This window comes from Thermocladium sp. ECH_B (assembly GCA_001516585.1).
Classification (GTDB): Archaea; Thermoproteota; Thermoprotei; order Thermoproteales; family Thermocladiaceae; genus Thermocladium.
Genome location: LOBW01000007.1, coordinates 20,103 through 38,680 on the forward strand (window position 1 = coordinate 20,103; position 18,578 = coordinate 38,680).

General features: G+C 44.3%; 19 protein-coding genes. 9 read left to right on the forward strand and 10 right to left on the reverse strand.

What is annotated here, in order from left to right:
* Positions 1-15: 15 nt before the first annotated feature.
* The 3 genes from AT710_01735 to AT710_01745 all read right to left on the reverse strand — a co-directional run bounded on the left by AT710_01735 (position 16) and on the right by AT710_01745 (position 2,281).
* Positions 16-1,185 carry a hypothetical protein gene (locus tag AT710_01735; protein ID KUO92937.1) on the reverse strand — a complete coding sequence of 390 codons (1,170 nt, stop codon included), beginning with the start codon at positions 1,183-1,185 and terminating at the stop codon, positions 16-18.
* A 50-nt stretch (positions 1,186-1,235) separates the two neighbouring features.
* Positions 1,236-1,562 carry a hypothetical protein gene (locus AT710_01740; GenBank protein KUO92938.1) on the reverse strand — a complete coding sequence of 109 codons (327 nt, stop codon included), beginning with the start codon at positions 1,560-1,562 and terminating at the stop codon, positions 1,236-1,238.
* 275 nt (positions 1,563-1,837) lie between these two features.
* Entirely contained in the window at positions 1,838-2,281 is a 444-nt protein-coding gene (locus tag AT710_01745; protein KUO92939.1) for a 30S ribosomal protein S12, read from the reverse strand.
* Positions 2,282-2,467: 186 nt separating this feature from the next.
* Here AT710_01745 and AT710_01750 point away from each other — a divergent pair, with 186 nt between their 5' ends.
* Positions 2,468-3,271, forward strand: coding sequence for an iron ABC transporter substrate-binding protein (locus tag AT710_01750; GenBank protein ID KUO92940.1), 804 nt, complete (start codon positions 2,468-2,470; stop codon positions 3,269-3,271).
* Between the two features lie 123 nt (positions 3,272-3,394).
* The gene (locus tag AT710_01755; protein KUO92955.1) at positions 3,395-3,784 is read left to right on the forward strand and encodes a transcriptional regulator; all 390 of its coding nucleotides are present in this window, start codon (positions 3,395-3,397) and stop codon (positions 3,782-3,784) included.
* Between the two features lie 5 nt (positions 3,785-3,789).
* On the opposite strand, the gene AT710_01760 is transcribed toward AT710_01755, so the two are convergent.
* Together AT710_01760 and AT710_01765 are read right to left on the reverse strand one after the other, a co-directional pair.
* Positions 3,790-5,070, reverse strand: a complete 1,281-nt coding sequence (locus AT710_01760; GenBank protein ID KUO92941.1) for a hypothetical protein — start codon at positions 5,068-5,070, stop codon at positions 3,790-3,792.
* Positions 5,071-5,270: 200 nt separating this feature from the next.
* Entirely contained in the window at positions 5,271-6,110 is an 840-nt protein-coding gene (locus tag AT710_01765) for a UDP pyrophosphate phosphatase (GenBank protein KUO92942.1), read from the reverse strand.
* Between the two features lie 170 nt (positions 6,111-6,280).
* On the opposite strand from AT710_01765, the gene AT710_01770 reads away from it, so the two are divergent.
* The 5 genes from AT710_01770 to AT710_01790 all read left to right on the forward strand — a co-directional run bounded on the left by AT710_01770 (position 6,281) and on the right by AT710_01790 (position 11,463).
* Positions 6,281-6,871 (forward strand): hypothetical protein, encoded by a 591-nt coding sequence (locus tag AT710_01770; protein KUO92943.1) that lies wholly within the window; start codon positions 6,281-6,283, stop codon positions 6,869-6,871.
* 272 nt (positions 6,872-7,143) lie between these two features.
* Positions 7,144-8,559: a hypothetical protein gene (locus tag AT710_01775; GenBank protein ID KUO92944.1), complete on the forward strand. Its 1,416-nt coding sequence runs from the start codon at positions 7,144-7,146 to the stop codon at positions 8,557-8,559.
* A 1-nt stretch (position 8,560) separates the two neighbouring features.
* Positions 8,561-10,072, forward strand: a complete 1,512-nt coding sequence (locus tag AT710_01780) for a GMP synthetase (GenBank protein KUO92945.1) — start codon at positions 8,561-8,563, stop codon at positions 10,070-10,072.
* A 265-nt stretch (positions 10,073-10,337) separates the two neighbouring features.
* A complete protein-coding gene (locus AT710_01785) occupies positions 10,338-10,985 on the forward strand; it encodes a hypothetical protein (protein KUO92946.1) in 648 nt (215 codons plus the stop codon).
* A 97-nt stretch (positions 10,986-11,082) separates the two neighbouring features.
* Complete coding sequence (locus tag AT710_01790; protein KUO92956.1) at positions 11,083-11,463, forward strand: hypothetical protein; 381 nt, start codon at positions 11,083-11,085, stop codon at positions 11,461-11,463.
* Positions 11,464-11,505: 42 nt separating this feature from the next.
* Here the strand turns inward: AT710_01790 and AT710_01795 are convergent, their stop codons facing one another.
* The 5 genes from AT710_01795 to AT710_01815 form a co-directional block, all read right to left on the reverse strand.
* On the reverse strand, positions 11,506-12,342 hold the full coding sequence (locus tag AT710_01795; GenBank protein KUO92947.1) for a hypothetical protein: 837 nt from the start codon (positions 12,340-12,342) through the stop codon (positions 11,506-11,508).
* A gap of 151 nt (positions 12,343-12,493) precedes the next feature.
* Positions 12,494-12,721, reverse strand: a complete 228-nt coding sequence (locus AT710_01800) for a hypothetical protein (protein ID KUO92948.1) — start codon at positions 12,719-12,721, stop codon at positions 12,494-12,496.
* Positions 12,718-13,218 carry a 4Fe-4S ferredoxin gene (locus AT710_01805; protein ID KUO92949.1) on the reverse strand — a complete coding sequence of 167 codons (501 nt, stop codon included), beginning with the start codon at positions 13,216-13,218 and terminating at the stop codon, positions 12,718-12,720. The genes AT710_01800 and AT710_01805 overlap by 4 nt, the downstream gene beginning before the upstream one ends.
* Before the next feature lies 1 nt (position 13,219).
* Positions 13,220-14,287: an NADH dehydrogenase gene (locus AT710_01810; GenBank protein ID KUO92950.1), complete on the reverse strand. Its 1,068-nt coding sequence runs from the start codon at positions 14,285-14,287 to the stop codon at positions 13,220-13,222.
* 70 nt (positions 14,288-14,357) lie between these two features.
* Complete coding sequence (locus AT710_01815; GenBank protein KUO92951.1) at positions 14,358-15,401, reverse strand: hypothetical protein; 1,044 nt, start codon at positions 15,399-15,401, stop codon at positions 14,358-14,360.
* A 190-nt stretch (positions 15,402-15,591) separates the two neighbouring features.
* Here AT710_01815 and AT710_01820 point away from each other — a divergent pair, with 190 nt between their 5' ends.
* Entirely contained in the window at positions 15,592-16,920 is a 1,329-nt protein-coding gene (locus AT710_01820) for a helicase (GenBank protein ID KUO92952.1), read from the forward strand.
* A complete protein-coding gene (locus AT710_01825; GenBank protein ID KUO92957.1) occupies positions 16,907-18,049 on the forward strand; it encodes a hypothetical protein in 1,143 nt (380 codons plus the stop codon). Before AT710_01820 ends, AT710_01825 begins: the two co-directional genes overlap by 14 nt.
* Positions 18,050-18,578: the final 529 nt, after the last annotated feature.

The window sequence follows — 18,578 nt, forward strand, 5'->3', positions numbered from 1 at the left end:
AATTAATACGGCATACTATTTAGTTAAAGCCATTAAAAACGAATCAACTGCATCGGTGGCGGTACTGCCCATTACTAAGGCATATTTTTTATCCTGTATCTCCACTAAGTGAACATTGGAAGGCACGCCGCTGCCCTCGTGTTCAACAGCTATTATTCCCCTTAATCCTTTACCTATTGCCTGAGCGGCGAGTGACCCTAGCACTGGAGGCACGCCGAAAATTGGTTCGCTTATTTCATTATTGAATTCTACATATATTCCTTCATTTCCCTTCTTAAAGTAATCCAATGAAAGCAACGATACGGCGAAGCCTCGCTTAAAGCCAGCGCTTATTAGCTTCTTAGCTGCCTTTATGGAATCCATAACTGAGTCATACTTAGCGGACTCGATATAGAGCGAGGCAAGTGAATTAACGGGTCCATGACCATGTCCTAGATTCAGCGAGTAAATTATTGTATCGGTTATGAATCTCTTCGCGTTAGTTATCGCACTTAATTCATCGAGGCCCTTCGCCAAGCCAGCTGCTATGGCTGCAGAGAAGCTGCAGCCTGTTCCATGAGTATTCTTCGTGTTTACCCTTGGCGACTTTAATTCATGGAACTCATTATTTCTAGAGTCATAAACCACATCTATGGACTCCAGCCCCTCTAAATGACCGCCCTTAACTATTACTATGGGAGTCCCTAAATCCTTGGATATCAGTTGAGCCGCTTTTCTCATGTCGCTTATATTGGTTATAGATATTCCCGTCAATACCTCTGCCTCAGGTATATTGGGGGTAACTACTAACGCCACCGGCAGCAAGTACCTTCTTAATGCATCAACTGCATCCTCCCGCAGCAAGCGAGCGCCGCTTTTAGCAACCATAACGGGATCCACTACAAGGGGGAAACCCCACTTCTTAACCACGCGCGAAACCGTCACTATTATCTCGGCATTACTAAGCATTCCAGTCTTTGCAGCATCAACCCCTATATCTTCAGCAACTACGTTCACCTCATCCTCCACCACATTGGATGGAACATCGCTTATTGACCTAACCTCGACCGTGTTTTGCGCGGTGACTGATGTTAACGCAACCATGCCGTAAACGCCTAATGCATGAAATGTCTTAAGATCAGCAGTTACACCTGCACCCGCACCACTATCTAGTCCAGCTATAGTTAATGCCTTTGGTATATCCATCTTATTTTAGAAATCAGCCATAGCGTAAATATTTTTTGTAACTTAAGTCTCTAGATGAGTGTTACTTGTATGTACTTAGAGTCGCCCTTGCGTTTTACTTTGTACTTCTTTACGTCGCCATCCTTGGTCATCACTACATTATCTCCATTAACGTTCTTGGCGATGCTGCGCCAACTAGTTGAGAAATAGAATTCACCCTCCGCATATCTAGATCTAGCTATTGGATAAGCGTTTTTATTGTATATTATTAGGCCCACACTCCAATCTGGCAGTTTCTTGAGGAGCTTCGATAATTCGCTTTCGTCTCCAGCCTCTTCCTGATTATCCATCTCGTCCTCATTGAACTCCTCATCCCGTATGTTATCATCTTCCTCCATTATTCAAAGCATGTACCCCCTAGTTTATATTATTTACTACTGGATCATCACTTAATAATACTTAAATGTTATTTAATTCCTCCGTCTCAAATATGGGCCATAATTGCCATTTATTTATCGAATTGTTGGAACTTGAAGCCAAAGGGTTTATTGTCGTAATCACATGATGGGCCTTCTCGAGGCTTAAATCAATTCAGCCACTTAATCGATTTTTAATACGATCTAAATCATTTTTATACACACGGGGAAAACCTCGCCCTTAAGGACGGGGTAGCTCACCTAACTGGTTTCTGTTTCTTGCCTAACAATATTGCCTTCAAACTTATTCCATTTACTTTAGTTACCTTAAATCTAACTCCTGGTAAATCACCATAGGCCCTGCCCTCAGGGCCGCCTATACGCTCCACCATAACTTCATCATGCTCATTAATTGCATTTAGCCCGCCGTCCCAAGGAACGAACGCTGTTATTACCTTGCCATTCTTAGTCAATTGCACCCTTACGCATTTCCTAACCGCGGCATTGGGCTTCCTCGCCTCAACGCCAACCTTCTCTAGAACTATTCCCTTAGCCATTGGAGCTCCCTCTAATGGATCGTATCGCTTGGCTATTCCCAATGCCTTCCTCTTATAGTAAATATCGCTCCAACGCTTGCGTTGCCGCTTGATCTTTAGCTTCCTAGCTGCATATAGCCCTNGNGGGGACTTCTTGCCTGTCATTTACAGATCACCGCAATATCCATATAACTTCTTGTTTATCTATAGCTTTTAAAAATATATCGCAATGTTAATGACTGGCCGCCAAGGAGCGGGGCCTCTTCCCGGGCAAGCAATGATATCGTTGTCGCCACCTCGTTGTTTGAGCGGTACCGGTAAAGCTTTTATTGATTGGCGAGGCATATATCAATGCAATTATACTCGGAGGCATTAGGGGAATATGTTGATGTGCCGAGACCACTCAACTCTATTATAAGCCTTGATCCGGCGGCCACCGAGGCCGTATTCATGATGGGCGCGGGTCACTTAATAAAGGCAACTGATGCATTTAGCTATAGACCGCCTAACGCTAAGGCTATTCCTAAGATAGGTAGTTATACTCATGTGGATATTGAGGCGTTGAAGACCTATAATCCTCAATTGATATTCACTAGTACTGGAGTGCAGCGGGATTTGTATAAGAAATTAATTAATGCTGGGTTCAATGTGTATCCAATCCCCGTCGCCACAAGTATTGGCAAGATAATGGATAATGTCATAATAATAGGCGAAGTAATTGATAGAAAGATAAATGCAAGGAGGCTTTATCTAGAATTACTAAGCACCTTAACGAGCATGAGGAAGAAAAGAGAGGAGCCGATTAGGATATATGTTGAGCTGGATCTAGGTGGTCCAATCTCGCCTGGATTTCCCACTCACATAAGCGATGCAATAAGCATATTAGGCGGCATAAATGTTTTTGAGCACATTGATGAGGCATATTTCTCTCCGACCCCAAGCCAAATAATTGCTCAAGACCCAGAAATAATAATTTATGAACCCAAGCGAGGCTCTAAAATGAGCGAGGCAAGCGTCATTGATGTATTTAGGCGGAGAGGAATTGATGTAAGCAAAGCAAAATTGCGATTAACTCCCGGCGATTTCCTTGCCCATATGGGCCCCAGCTTCATCACGGATGTCATGAAGTGGCTTGAGCAGGCAATTAACCGATGAATCCAAGATTTATGATAAAAGTATATAAAGTACAGCATAATTAGTGGTCATGTGGTCATTGAGCAATTAGAGGAATATGGAGAGGAGGGGATAGATGATAGGGATAAAAAGATCATTGAGATAATGATGCAGAACTCCAAGATTCCGTTTACCCAAATAGGCAAAGAACTAGGCATAAGCGAAGCTGCCGTTAGGCGTAGGATAAAGAAGCTGGAGGTGATGGGCGTAATAAAGAAGTTCACAATAGTGGTTGATCCAGCCAAAATAGGGTATAAACACGTTGCCATAATAGGAATTGATAGTGAACCCGATAAATTAATACAAATAGCTCATGACTTGGCCAATAAACACTTCAGCAAGAGGGTCTACATAACAACTGGCGATCACATGATAATGCTAGAGGCCTGGGCAAGAGATAGCGCAGAAATGACCAAAGTACTCCAAGAAATAGGAGCAATAAATGGAGTTCGTAAAGTGTGTCCAGCAATAATCTTGGATTCCATAAAGCAATAGATCGATTATTCTTGAATCAATTCTATTTTGCGTTCACCCAATTTATGGCCCAATTCTATGGCTCTATTTATCAATTCATTCCTATTATGAGGACCATAAATCATTCTCCCATTAACAATAGTGGCCACAACATCCCGGCCAGTGGCTGAATACACTATATTTGATGCCAAATTACTGGAGTCCAGGGGCAGTAGGCCTATTGAGTTGGCATCCAATAAGACTAGATCGGCCTTATTTCCAGGCATTATCTCACCGCCCTTAATTCCAATCATATTATAAGCCCCCCTCGTCGCCATACCCAACGCATGGCTCGCCTTCATTGCCGTGCTCCAATAATTATTTCGCTGAAGAAGAATTGCTAACTTCATTTCCCTAAACACATCAAGGGAATTATTGGAGGCAGGACCATCCGTTCCTAGCCCAACATTTACTCCATTACTTATTAATTCAACTACAGGAAAGAAACCCCCCGTGGCCAACTTCATGTTGGATGTTGGGCAATGAACGGCATTCGCTTTATTCCTAATCATTATCTCCATCTCCCAATTAGTTACCCAGCCTAAATGAACGAAGATGCTGTTCTTCCTGACGAGGCCAAAATCATCTAGCACCTCTATTGGTTGCTTACCATAAGTTCTCCTCGCTTGAATCACCTCATCCCTAGTCTCATCAACATGAATATTCAAGAGGAGGTGAAGCTCATCCATCAAGGCGGAGACCCTGCTTAATGTGTCTCGTTCCACTGAGTATATGCTGTGAACATTTATAATAGGCTTAACTAGTTCATTGCTTTGAGGAATCATGTTCCTTAATTCGTTCTCCACTAGTTTCGGCTTATTGAAGCTATCAATGAAAACAGGGCCCAGAAAGCCTCGTACTCCATATTTCTTGGCTATCTCCATGGTAGCAAACGGGTGAAAATACATATCTATGAACGCCGTTGTGCCGCTCATTATTGACTCAATTATGGATAATTCACTCGATAACGCCACTACTTCCTCGGTTAATTTGCTCTCAACTAACCACATGCTTTTCAACCATTCGAATAACTCCTCATCATCCCTATAACCTCTTAATAGGGACATGCCTAAATGGGTGTGCGCATTCACAATGCCCGGCATAACTATCATTTGGCTACAATCCACTACCTCATCATCTATATCATTAATTAGTTCCCGACCAACTGCCGATATCTCACCATCAATTATCTTGATGTCAATGTTTTCCCTAACTATAATGCCGGAGTCGCTGGGCCATACAGCAAACCTACAGTTACGTAGCAACATTAAAACTATCTTAAAGAGGGGTTCAAAAATCTTTGGCAGAAGTCTTCCGCCCTTAACAAGATTCAAAACTTACTGGCCTCCTCCCCATCCGTAAGGGCGGAATAACTTGCCACCGAAAGAAAATTCCCAGCATTGGGAAAGGAATTAAATGATATGATGGGATGCACCGTGTTTTATGATGTTTGGGTACGCGAACATTACTAGCCTAAGCCGGTGATTGAACTAATTATTCCGCTAATTAATGCAATGATTCCAAGGGTGAATACCAGCAATAGGATCCTATTGCTTCTAGCGAACCTAAGCAATGCATTTATTAATAATAAACTAAGCAATGTGGCTACTATTATTGAGATCCCTAATGCGTTGAGGCTAATCAAGTTAGCTGCGTTTTCCACAGTATGTTTGGAAAAAATTAAAGTCACGCCAATGGCTCCAAGGGCAGCCGGTATTAGTTCTATAAAAGATAACCTAAATGCATCCTCGGGCTTAACTCCCAGAAGCAGTAAAGCCGATGTGGTCATTCCAGACCTACTGACACCGGGTAAAGCGGCTAGGCCTTGGGCTAATCCCACTATCACGAAATCCTTAATCGAGAGATCTTGCAATGATCTTCGTGGAGCATAGGCTTTCCTCGATAAATAAATGATAATGCCATCCAGTATCAACACTGATCCCAGGATTGACATTGGAATGCCAATAACTGGTCCTTTAATTAAGCCCTCAATGAAGATATAGATTGGTACTCCCATTACTCCAGTGATAATCGTTGAAACAACAATATACTTCAGCATTATAATATCATTTTCGCTTCCTCGCCCCACCAACGCCATTATTACTCCATAAATTTCCTTCCTGAAATATATAATAGCTGCAAATATGGTGCCTATCTCCATGAATAATCCAAATGCGTATCCCTTGGAGAAGCTAAATCCCAATAGAAATGTGGATGCCAATAAAATTTGAGTCTTGCTGCTTATGGGAAGCCATTCGCTTATGCCTTGCACTAGCCCCAAAATAATTCCTAAAATTATTGAATTCATAATCGTGCCGACCAAGACATAATAAAAATTTTTCGCAACTCCTCTAACAGAAATCCCAATTCATGTATATTCATTTTCTATAAAAGCGAGAGTTCATTAAAGCATTCCCTCGCAGATTTCTTCATAAAAATCCAATTAAAATTAAAACTCATTAGTTTTAATCACTTCTCATGATATACCTAATACGACATGGGGAATCCACGCTTAACGAGGCCGGGATCCTCCATAGCTCCACGCTTAACGAGGGGCCATTAACACGTAAGGGAAGGGCGGAGGCTGAGGCGGTAGCTAGGTTCTTAAAAATGAGTGAATTTAATGGGAGGGTTTATTCATCCCCATTATTGAGGGCTAGGGAAACAGCCGCATTTATATCTAACAATATAATAATTGACAATAGATTAAGGGAGGTAGGCATGGGCGAATGGGAGGGAAAGAGGATAAGCGATATACCTAGCTTCCATAAGTATGTCCAGGACCCCGTAAATAATTCGCCTAAAGGCGGAGAACCCGTGAAGGATGTGGCAGCCAGAATTATTGATTTCCTGAGGGAAGTAGGGGATGATGCCGCAATAGTCTCTCATTGGTTACCAATATCAACCGCAATAGCCATTGTGTTAGGCATGCCTTTAGAGCATGTATACAGGATACGCATACACACAGCCTCGATATCTGCAATTAATAAGGAAAGCGAGCCTTGGAGCGTTGAATACATAAATCTAAAGCCAAAGGATTTGGAGGGCGTTCTCAATAGAAGCAAATAAGGCGCTTAAACTTAAATGCAACGCTATTTAAGTTTACGGGAGATTAAGAGATGGAGGACCCCATACATGAGGGCAGAGTAGTTCACACAAATGAATGATGATATAGAGCAAAGTGATGAGAGATCACTTAGGTTTACCGACCTCCTACCCCGGACCTAAAGAGCGAGACCTGCCATCTTCTTCGTCAAAGCGGAGAGGCCCTATTAATGATGGAAATTATACTAGAGAAACTACATAGAAAATTTTATATAAACACTTCCTCAACGAGTATTATGTTTAGGGATAAGCTGCCCCTAAATAATGCATCGCTAACGTTTAGGGATGTTGTGCTGGTGCCGGGAAGGGCGGTGGATGAACCGTCAAGGGTTGATCTTTCCACATATATCACGAGGAAAATCAAGATACGGATACCGTTGGTTTCATCTCCCATGGATACCGTGACCGAGCGGGACTTAGCGATATCAATGGCCAGATATGGAGGCGTTGGCGTCATTCATAGGAATATGACCATGGAGGCAGAGGTAGAGGCGGTGAAGGCCGTTAAGGAGGCGGCGCCGCATCCTCTTCGATTAATTATGTTAAGGCCGGAGGCAACTCTTGAGGAGGCGGTTGAGGCCATGTTGCTTAACAATGTTGATTCCATGCCGATCGTCAATACATCAGGAACAGTTGTCGGCATATTGAGGAGGAGCAGCGCGATATCTGGATCGGGCAGAGTGATGGATGCGGCATCTAGGCCCGTGGTCGCTACTCCTTCAATGAGTGACGGAGAATTATTGAGGTTAATGCGGGAAAACGGCTTAGACACTATTCCAGTAGTGGATTCACGGAACACATATATTGGTTCGATTTCATTCTATGATTTAAGGGAAGCACCATCGCTTGACTCAAGCGGCAGATTGCTTGTCGGCGCAGCGGTGTCACCATTTGATTTAGAAAGGGCAAAAGCATTATCTGGATACGCGGATTTCCTGGTGATAGATGTGGCTCATGCAGATAACGATAATGTACTATCAGCGGTGGCGAAAATGGTTAAAGAAGTGAGCGTTGATGTGGTGCTCGGCAATATTGGCACATATAAAGGAGCCTTAGATGCCGTGGCGAGAGTTGATGGCGTGGCTGGCCTTAGGGTAGGCATAGCGAGCGGTTCCATATGCAGCACTGGCGTGGTGACTGGCGCAGCTGCGCCCACTTTATGGGCTACTGCCCAAGTAGCTGATGCCCTATTAGATAGCGGGATTAATATACCTGTTATAGCCGATGGCGGCATAAGAGAGCCGGGGGACGCAGTAAAGGCTTTTGCAGCGGGAGCCTGGGCAGTAATGATGGGGAGAACCTTCGCCCAGGCACTGGAGTCCCCGAGCCCAGTAATTAAGATTGGAAACAAGAAGTATAAGTACTATAGGGGAATGGGGAGCGAGGGGGCTAGGGAGGCTAGGTTCAGTGTTGATAGGTATGGACTTAAATCAAAGAATGTGGCGGAGGGCGTCGAGGGTCTTGTTCCATATAGGGGAACGGTTCGGGACATCATTAATTACTTCGTGGGAGGCATGCAGGCAGCAATGGGTTATATCGGGGCAATGAATATACATGAAGCTTGGGAGAAGGGATCATTTAATTTAGTTACCAGTCTAGGATGGACAGAAGTGGCTCCACATGACTTATTGACCGATGTGGAGGGCGAGTAATGTGGATAAGGCAATAGTGGTGAATTTCGGTAGCCAATATGCTCACTTAATAGCGAGAAGGCTTAGGGAGTTAGGTCTATATGCGGAGTTAATTAGTCCGGGTATAGAGGGGATTGATAAAGATACGCGGCTCATTGTATTTTCCGGGGGTCCATCAAGTGTTTACGAGGAGGGGGCTCCATCCATTGATAAATCCATTATGGATTTAGGGATACCTATTTTGGGGATTTGTTATGGGCATCAATTGATCGCATCAATGCTTGGCGGATCAGTAAAGAGGGGTAAGGGAGAATATGGACCGACAATAGTTCACGTAGACACATCGGAACCGGTATTTAGGGGTTGGAATGAGGCGGAGGTGACTTGGATGTCTCATGGGGATTATGTGGCGGAGGTCCCGGCTGGCTTTAAGGTGATTGCGAAATCGGAGAGCGGCTACGTGGCTGCCATGAGGAGCATGGATGGAAGAATATATTCTTTTCAATTTCATCCAGAGGTCTCCCATACACAAAAAGGCAAATTACTCCTTGATAACTTAGTGAATATATTGGTTGGTAAGCATGAGGCGTGGAGGCCGGAGAACACAATTGAGAAGACAATAAATGAGGTAAGGCAGCAAGCCATTAATGGAAAAGTATTGGTGGCAGTGAGCGGAGGCATTGATAGCACGGTAACCGCGGTTCTAGTTAGTAAAGCCGTGGGGGAGAGAGCTGTGCTTGTGTTGGTCGATCATGGACTCTTCAGGGAGGGGGAGGNGGAGGACGTCATGAAGACCTATAAGGAGGTGGGCCTCAATGTAAGGCTGATAGATGCATCAAGCACATTCCTGTCGCGATTAAATGGGGAGGCTGATTGCGAGCGGAGGCGTAAAATAATAGGGGAAACATTTGCCGAGGTCTTTGAAGGCTTAATACGAAGCGATCCCAGCATTAAGTGGATTGCTCAAGGAACCCTTTATCCAGATGTGATAGAGAGCGGGGCAGTGAAGGGGAGCGACGTGATTAAGAGCCACCATAATGTTGGCGGATTACCTAAGTGGTTTAATATAGGTTTAATAGAGCCCCTTAGATCGCTGTATAAGGATGAGGTGCGGAGGCTCGCTGAATCCCTTGGTTTGCCTGACAAGATAATTAATAGGCATCCCTTTCCGGGGCCTGGATTGGCTGTTAGGATAATTGGGAAGTTCAGCACTGATAAATTAATGATACTTAGGCGCGCAACTGCTATCCTAGAGGATGAATTATCGAAAGCCGGCTTAATGAATTACTGGCAGGCATTGGCGGTAATAGGCGACGATAAGTGGGTCGGCGTTAAGGGTGATAAGAGGGCTGTGGGCTACATAATTACAATTAGGATTGTGTCTAGCGATGATGGCATGACTGCCGATTGGATACCCCTTGACCCTAAGTTATTAACTAGAATTAGCACACGAATAACCAGTGAAGTACCTAATGTATCAATGGTCACTTACTCCATTTCCTCGAAACCGCCGGCAACAATAGAGCCATGCTAACTCACTTAATCTTAATGATGGGGGATTGAGTCTCCGCGTGGATGCCCTTCTCCTGAGTTTCGCATATATTATCAATTTCCTATATGATGGATCGCCGAGACTTAATGCATTTAAGTTAACGGGGATAAGTGGGTGAAAGTCCTCGGCCCGCAAGGGCGGAGTAGTTCACGTGCTTCTAGGTGATGATTATTAATAAATTTCGAGGTGGATCGATTATTAATAAATTATGAAAAATTCTTTTATTAATTAATGATAAAAAATATATATGGTTAATTTAAGCGAGAGGCGGAGATTCATTAAATTAATGCTGGGTGCTGGGATGATCGCCCTAATCGGATCAAGTGGATATCGATTAAGCGAATTGGTTATGCCGAGCGCGGGATCCAGGAGCGCACTAACCCCTCTGGATCAGTGGTATGTCGTGCAGATAGGGCCTACCCCAACCATTGACGTGGATAACTATAGATTAATGATTGATGGATTGGTTCAGAATCCCCTCGCCCTTAGCCTAAGCGAGATAATGAGCATGGCATCCACATCGCTTCCAGATACCATTCAATGCGTCTCCGACTCACTCTTCTTAAAGGCCAATGTCATATGGCGGGGAGTGCCTCTAAGAAATATGCTTGAGAAGGCGAAACCCATGAGCAATGCAAGCAAGGTTATATTGCTTGGAGCCGATGGATACACAAGTGATCTACCCATAGATAAGGCCATGGAGGGCACCACGCTGGTGGTGTATGAGGCCGATTATGAATTATTGTTGAATCAGCATGGTTACCCAGTGAGGCTAGCCGTGCCGGGTTGGTGGGGATATAAGTACGTTAAATGGCTTACCCGCATAAGTTTAACTGATAAGGATTACTTGGGATATTGGGAATCAAGGGGGTATCCCGATGTCGCGCGTAAATAATGTCATTAACATATATAATAGAAATAGAATTGGTATATATGCGGCCGCATTGTCATCATTAATTGCTGGCTTCGCTCCAGCACTTGGATTACTGGTATTGCCAATAATGGCGGTTTTCCTTGGCTCCGACCTGGAAAGAAGCATATACTCGCCTAAGTTTCAGAGAGAGACCGCATGGATACTTCTAGCTCTAGCGGCAGGCGAGGGCTTCACAGGGTTTGCCGCGGGACCCGTTACTTCCAATATAATATCTAGAGCTACATTGGGATTAATGACGCGAGGATTAGGGCTTGAGCTTCACCTAATGCTAATAGATCCATTGGCGCTATTCTTCATTCTTCACTTATCAAGCGGTATAGGACTAGCCCTGCTGAGGCGAGGCGTGAAATGGGCACCCCTATATAAGGTAGTGATACCGATGATATTAATATTGCTCTTCGCAATCATTATTTACATGGATGCATTATTCTTTGCTTGAGACCGCAATTAAGGATTGAACACTATGGCGTGGGGCTCCCCTTCATTTAATTACGGTAAGAAGCAGTTGAGACACATCTGCCCTGGAGTACTTGGTCAATATTGAGTTGCTGCATATGATTTCGGCGGCGCCAGCATTAATTATCTTCTGATCTGCATCATTCAATAATAAACAATGAGCGGCTATGACCCGTATCGTTCGTGCCTCGCCCTTTAGCGCACTTATTCCATTAATTATGGTGCCTCCCGTTGCAATTATGTCGTCTATTATCACGACATCTCGATTGGCCGCGCTTATATCCTTTGGCTTAACCGATACTTGTCCTGTGAATCTGTCCCTAGTTTTTTCAAGATAATCGAAGTCAGCGCCAATTAATTGAGCAAGCTTCTTTGCGCGCCAGAGACTACCAATATCAGGGCTCAGCACTAGGGGATTCCGCAAGGTACTTAGTAGGCTGGAGTATACTTGAAATGGCTCTAGATTAATGCCGAGGCCGTTTCTATCCAGCACCTCTGGCTTATGTATATCCACTACAAATAATTCATCTAGCCCGGCATTTCTTAACGACTTAATAATGTAATCTATGCTAATGGCTTCCCCATCTAGAAACCTCTTATCCTGTCTTGCATAAGGCATGTAAGGCATAAATAATCCAACCCTGGATGCCCCTAAATCCTTCAATGCATTAATGACCAGCAGAGAACGCACTAATGATCTATCCTGATTAGGATAGGCCCTAGTTACATATATCACGTGCTCACCAGTAATGCTTACCGGTAACCTTACGTATTGCTCCCCANCTGGGAATACCTTATATATTAATTCGATTCCCTTTGAACCAATTAAGTCCCGAGATGACTCGTCGCTCAGCAACAACATAGTTTTAAAGCCGTAATCCAGCATTAAAAATATTGAGTGATGATACCAGGCTGTTTGATTAGATGATTTGGGTTAATAGCGCTGATAATTCAATTACTTGACCCCCATTATGGATAAGCCATGATTGTGTTTTAAGCCTTAATATTTAGTCTTAACTTATTGGCGACCACTTCCGTGCCTTAAAGAGNCCCTTACTCATGAGGAACTCCCTGAACGCATCGGTCTCAGTATATGAATCATCGCTTAAAGTTTCCTCGAACGCCTTGAATTCCTCCCAAACCATTTCGTGAACTGCATCATACTTTCCCTTAAGCCTTACATGCTTGACCAGGGATGATACTGAGGAGTACGTTTTCCCGCATGAGGGGCACTTAATCATTTGCTTCCCCTCGGTATGCGTCTCATTATTAAGTTACCGTTCTCAACCTCGTATTTAACAATGTATTTAGCCTCATCAACGACATTCGGCGGCTTCGCCATATCCTCCGGTAAATACACTGTTGACTCGAGATCTGGGAACGCAACATCATGTATAGTGGTTCCCTGCAGTGATCCAACTGGGCAAGCATCTACACAGAAGTGGCATAGTATGCATTGCTCATATCTTATGCCTGGATAGAATTTACCGTTTGGGGCCCTATACATCCATATCGCGTTCACTGGGCATGCCCATGCGCATTGGAAGCATGAAATGCATTTCTCAATGTCGTTTATTATGAATCCCCTGAACCTATCATTAGTCCAGCGCTTCTCTAGTGGGTAGTGAATTGTTAATCTGGATGGTTTTATCAATTCCTTTAGTCCAGTCAATAATGCGTCTATGTGATAAGCGGTTATCCTGAGCCCATCGGACTTTGGAGCACTTACCTTTATCATATTATAACACCCGCCACGCCATGCTTATTATAAGGCTTACTACAGAGAGAGCAAGCAATGTCTTCCAACCCATTTTAAGCACTTGATCTAATCTATAGTTCGGATAAACTGCTCTCAGGAATGAGAAGAACATCATTAATAGAAACACCCTAAAACCAAGCCAAAACGCTGGGGAGAGGTCGCCCAGTATCCATATATAGGGGCCACTCCATCCTCCTAGAAATAGCAATGATATGAGCAGCGACATTATGTAGCCCTTCTCGTAGGTCACAGTCATTGTTAACCCGAACATTAATCCACCGTACTCCGTGAATGGACCAGCAACCACATCGCTCTCATTAGTGACTATCTCGAATGGATACCTATCAGTAGCCATGGCGGTCGTTATTATGGCTAAGAGAAACGCCACGGGATTCATTATGGCGCCGGGCAGCATTGATTGGCTGCTCACTGCCCTAAATGGATCCGCAGTGGCGTAGAGTATAAGCATGGAAATCACAGACGCCATAAAAGAAACTTCATATGACACGTAGACTAAGGCTTCCCTTACGGTACCTATGAATGCCCACTTATCATTGGAGGCCCAACCCATGGCTACCATGGCTAAATTAAAAATGGATAATAAGACCACCACTATCAATATGTTATATGGAGTATAGATGGCTATTAGATGAGGGCCAGCGGGGAGGAAGAGGAGGGGAGTTAATGCCACGAAGAATGCCAAAACAGGCACATGTAAGAAGTACGGCATATTCGCTTCATCGGGTAGAATTATCTCCTGCAACATGTAACGAATTAAATCGCTAACGGGCTGAATTATGCCTCCTGTCCTTCTAGATATCTGTAGAGGCCCGTACCTCCACTGAACCCTTCCAGCGGCTTTCCTCTCCCACCAAATAGTATATATTAGGACCACGAAGAGGCCTACTAAGCCCGGCAGGAACCAAACTGCGAAAACAGGCTCCCACATCAAGAACTCCACTATTGGACCGATTACTGGAACGCCGAGTAAGAACTTTATTATCGGTTCTACAAGCGGAATTTGCACAAGATACATGACTAAAGCCAACCACTGGCAAAGTTATAAGTTTTGCTAAACTCCAACTCATGACTGTGATCAAGAATGGAGAGAACCCTCTCTACAGCAGTATATCTCCCTCATTGTATATGCTTTGATTAACCTCCCTGAAGGGCCCTATCTTAACATTTCTATTGATAAAGACGTGATCCTTTATATATGTGCCATCGCCTATGGTAACTCCCCTCTCTATTCTAACCCATTTACCTATGGATACATCTTGCCCAATTACTGCGCCATCTATATGCGCGCCTGCCTCCACCCTGACCCCATCCATTATTATAGAGTTAGATATATTCACGTTCCTCCCAATCTTGGTGTTCTTCAACACTATTGTGTAGGGCCCTATCTCGCTTCCCTCCCCTATCTCGACATTATCATCGATTAGCCTAAGATCATTGGGCCTAAACCTCTCAAGCGCCTTGAAGTTTGCCTCCATATATGTATCAAGGGTTCCAATATCAAACCAATAATCGTGCAGTACATACCCATAAACATCGGATTCATGCAGCATCCTGGGCAATACATCAGTGGCCAGTTTTCCCTGATTCCCAGGCTCTGGGAAGTACCGTAAGGCCTCCTCAGAGAAAATATATATCCCAGCATTAGCCAAATTAGATCGCTGAGCCGTGGTAGGTTTCTCAATGAAATTAATTATCTTTCCCTTATCATCCAGTTCAGCTATGCCGTAATGCCGAGGATCAGAGACCGGCGTTAATGCAATAGTAGCTAATCCGGCCTTTTCCCTATGATACTTTAACATATCATTTATGTCTATCGTCGTGAAAATATCGCCGTTGACTACGGTGAAGTCGCCATCGATGCCATGCAATTTATTTATTAATGAGACCGGCCCCGCATCGCCAAGGGGTTTATCTTCTATTATTATTGATGTATTATTCCATTTACTATTAAGGTGACGCTCTATCTTGTCGCCCATATACCTAATAGAGACAAATATCCTGGATGGATTCGACTTAATGATGGACTCCAATATCCAATCAATCACTGCCTTATTAAGAATCGGAAGAAGCGGCTTAGGCCTAGTATAGGTGAGCGGCCTTAACCTAGTTGCATAACCCCCCGCCAAAACAATAGCATCCATACAAGCTAGGATCAATAACTCCTTAATAAAATTTTCAATGAGACAGAACTTCCAAAGAGTGGGGCTTATCATTCTTTTATCATTTAAATGACCCGCGGAAAAGAGGAATCAGGGGACAAAAGCCCCTTCTAGGGATGGGTCGGATTGCTATAAACGAAAGAAATAAAGGCACTATGAGTCCTTTATTTCAGTGCTAACGCTTGAGTGGGAAAGAGGAACCGTACTAATAAAGGGCGGGAAGGTGGATTTACCATATGTGAAATTCGACGAGCGAAGCGGCGCATTTAGGACTCTTGCCATTAATTACGGGAAATTAGTGAGGTATTTGGAGTCGATGGGGGTCAAGTATGTGGATAATGTAATGGATAAGGAGCAATGCATTGTGAAGGTTAAGCGAGAGGTGAGGCTGAGAAGCTATCAGAAAACAGCGCTTGATAAGTGGCTGGCTAGGAGAGCGGGGATAATAGTGATGCCCACAGGCATGGGTAAGACCCATGTCGGCATAGCAGCCATAGCTGCATTACGAGTGAAGACCTTAGTGATAGTGCCTACAATAGAATTAATCGATCAATGGGTTAATGCTTTGGGGTATTACTTGGATGCCAGAATCGGCAAGTATTATGGAGGCGAGAAAATAGAGGGATGCATAACTGTAACTACATATGATTCTGCCTATATATCAATCGAGCGATTAGGGAATAAGTATCCATTATTGATTTTCGATGAGGCCCATCACTTGCCCAGCGAGGGTTACAGGCAAATAGCCGAATTATCCCCAGCCATGTATAGGTTGGGGCTCACCGCCACGCCGGAGAGGAGTGATGGGCTTCACCAAGATCTTTCTAGTCTGGTTGGGCCAATAGTGTATAGAGTCAGCGTGGAGGAGGCTAGGGGATTATACATAGCTGATTTCGAGACTAATTTAATTAGGGTTAACTTAAGCGATGCAGAGATGAGGCGGTACAAGGAATTAATGAGTAAGTACAGGGAATTCATTAAGAGAAGCGGGATAAGTTTCAGGAGACCCAGTGACTTTAAGGCATTAGTTAAAATGAGCGGACGAAGCAAGGCGGCTAGGGAGGCATTACGGGCTTGGCGCGAGGCTCGGCGGCGTGCCATGACTGCGCCAAGCAAGTTAGATGCAGTCGAGGAAATATTAAGGAGGCACCCAAATGATAGGGCAATCATATTCACTGAGCTCAGCGACTTATCCCATGAGGTCAGCAAGAGATTCCTGCTGCCGGAGGTAACGTATGAGACGCCTAGAGAGGAGAGGGAGGCGGTGATGTCCATGTTTAGGAGGGGAGATGTCAAGGCCATAGTGACAGGCAAGGTATTGGAGGAGGGGGTTGATGTGCCCGATGTTAATCTAGTGATAATTCTAGGCGGCACTTCGAGTGAGCGACAATACGTTCAGAGAATTGGGAGGGCATTACGGCTTAAGCCAGATAAGGCCAAAATATATGAAGTAGTCACGAGTGGAACGAGAGAGGCGTCGAGGCGGCATGCTTCCACTTAATCTGCTTAGGATACGATTCAGCAAGGGCCAAGTAAAGCCTAGGTATATAGATGCGGCGGAAACCGAGATATTGCCTGAAGTCATATCAATCCTTAGGCAAGGCATTGGAAAGAGGTTTGGAGAAGTAAGTGCATTAGTAGAGGACTTGGGCGGGGATCCTCGCCTCCTGCGGGGATTAATGCATGTTCTCAGGAACAGATTAACGCTTGAGGATATCAATGAGGCCGTCCTCATTAAGGCTAGGCTGGATGCTTTCAGGGAAGCAGCAAAGTTTTACCCAATCAATGCGGAGAAGAGGAATGATGTTTTAGCGAGAGTGGCAAGCAGGGTTGGAATGAGTGGACAAGAGCTAGATGATGCATTTCTCAAGATATACGATGATGAGAAGAGAATAATCGATTTTAGGGAGCCTAGTCCAGATGAATTGAGGCGAGAGTATAATTTATCATTAATGCAGACACTGTTGTTTAAGGCTATTGATGTCGATATAGAGGTAAAGATGAGCGGATCACAGGTTAAGGCATTTCTTAGGCGAGCTAAGTTAATGGGATTAATGTATATTGCTGAAGGCATCGCCGGTGGGATTAGGATGAGGATAGATGGACCCGTCTCCATTCTTAAACAAACGGATAGGTATGGCACTAGGCTAGCTAAGTTAGTGCCTATGCTGATTGGCGCGGAGTGGAAGCTGCTTGCCAGAATCAAGATAGGCGAGGGAACATATGTTTATGAGGAGTCAAGCGATGAAGTGGACTTCCCATTATCTTACCCTCAAGAGGAACTCTCATTTGACAGTTCCTTAGAGGCGGATTTCTATAGGCGATTATCCTCAATTTGTGGGCAAGTGGAACGCGAACCCGAGGCATTAATTGCTGGTGGCCGCATAATCATACCTGACTTCAAGGTGGGGAATGCATACATAGAATTAGTGGGTTACTGGTCACCGCAGTATATTGAGAGAAAGTATGAGAAACTCATGAAGCTTAACATACCTATAATAGTGCTAGTGAATGAGAAACTAGCCACATCCAGTTGGAAAACACTGCCTCACTTCGTGGTGACCTATAAAGAGAGACCTAGAGNTACTGATATATATAAATTGATTAAGCCTTACTGCAAAAAGAGTTAGCCGCCCATTTCCCGCCTACATCGTAGGGCCCAAGCCGTGCGTTTGTCAGGTAACCCTCGCGGGTTGAACCCCCTGACCAAGCTAGACTACGGCCCCCGAGTCGGTTAGGCATAGGAGAGTTTTTAAAGATTTACACGGATTATCTAAATCCTAATTGAGCGATTCCGGGGACTCCCTGAAAAGATCGCTTATCGATTCATGATGTTAGGTAGAAACCTCGTCCCTTAGGGTTGCCCATGAAGAAGGCCAATAATAAGGATTATTTTATATGCATGGGGGAAACCTCGCCATTTATGGCGGGGATGAGGGGAATAACTTTATATTAGTGGTGTTCCTGTTCCTCTGATGCCCATCGTGGGGTTTAGGTTTAGAGCATACACCAACGGACAGACACTGGGGGCGTTAAAAGCCCTTGGAAGTGGCTTGTGAGGTCTATAACACCCTACGTTGGGCAGACACATACTTCTACCATGAGGATGGGAAGGGATTAAGCAAGAACGAGTTGAGGCAATTAGCCCTCGACTTGAGG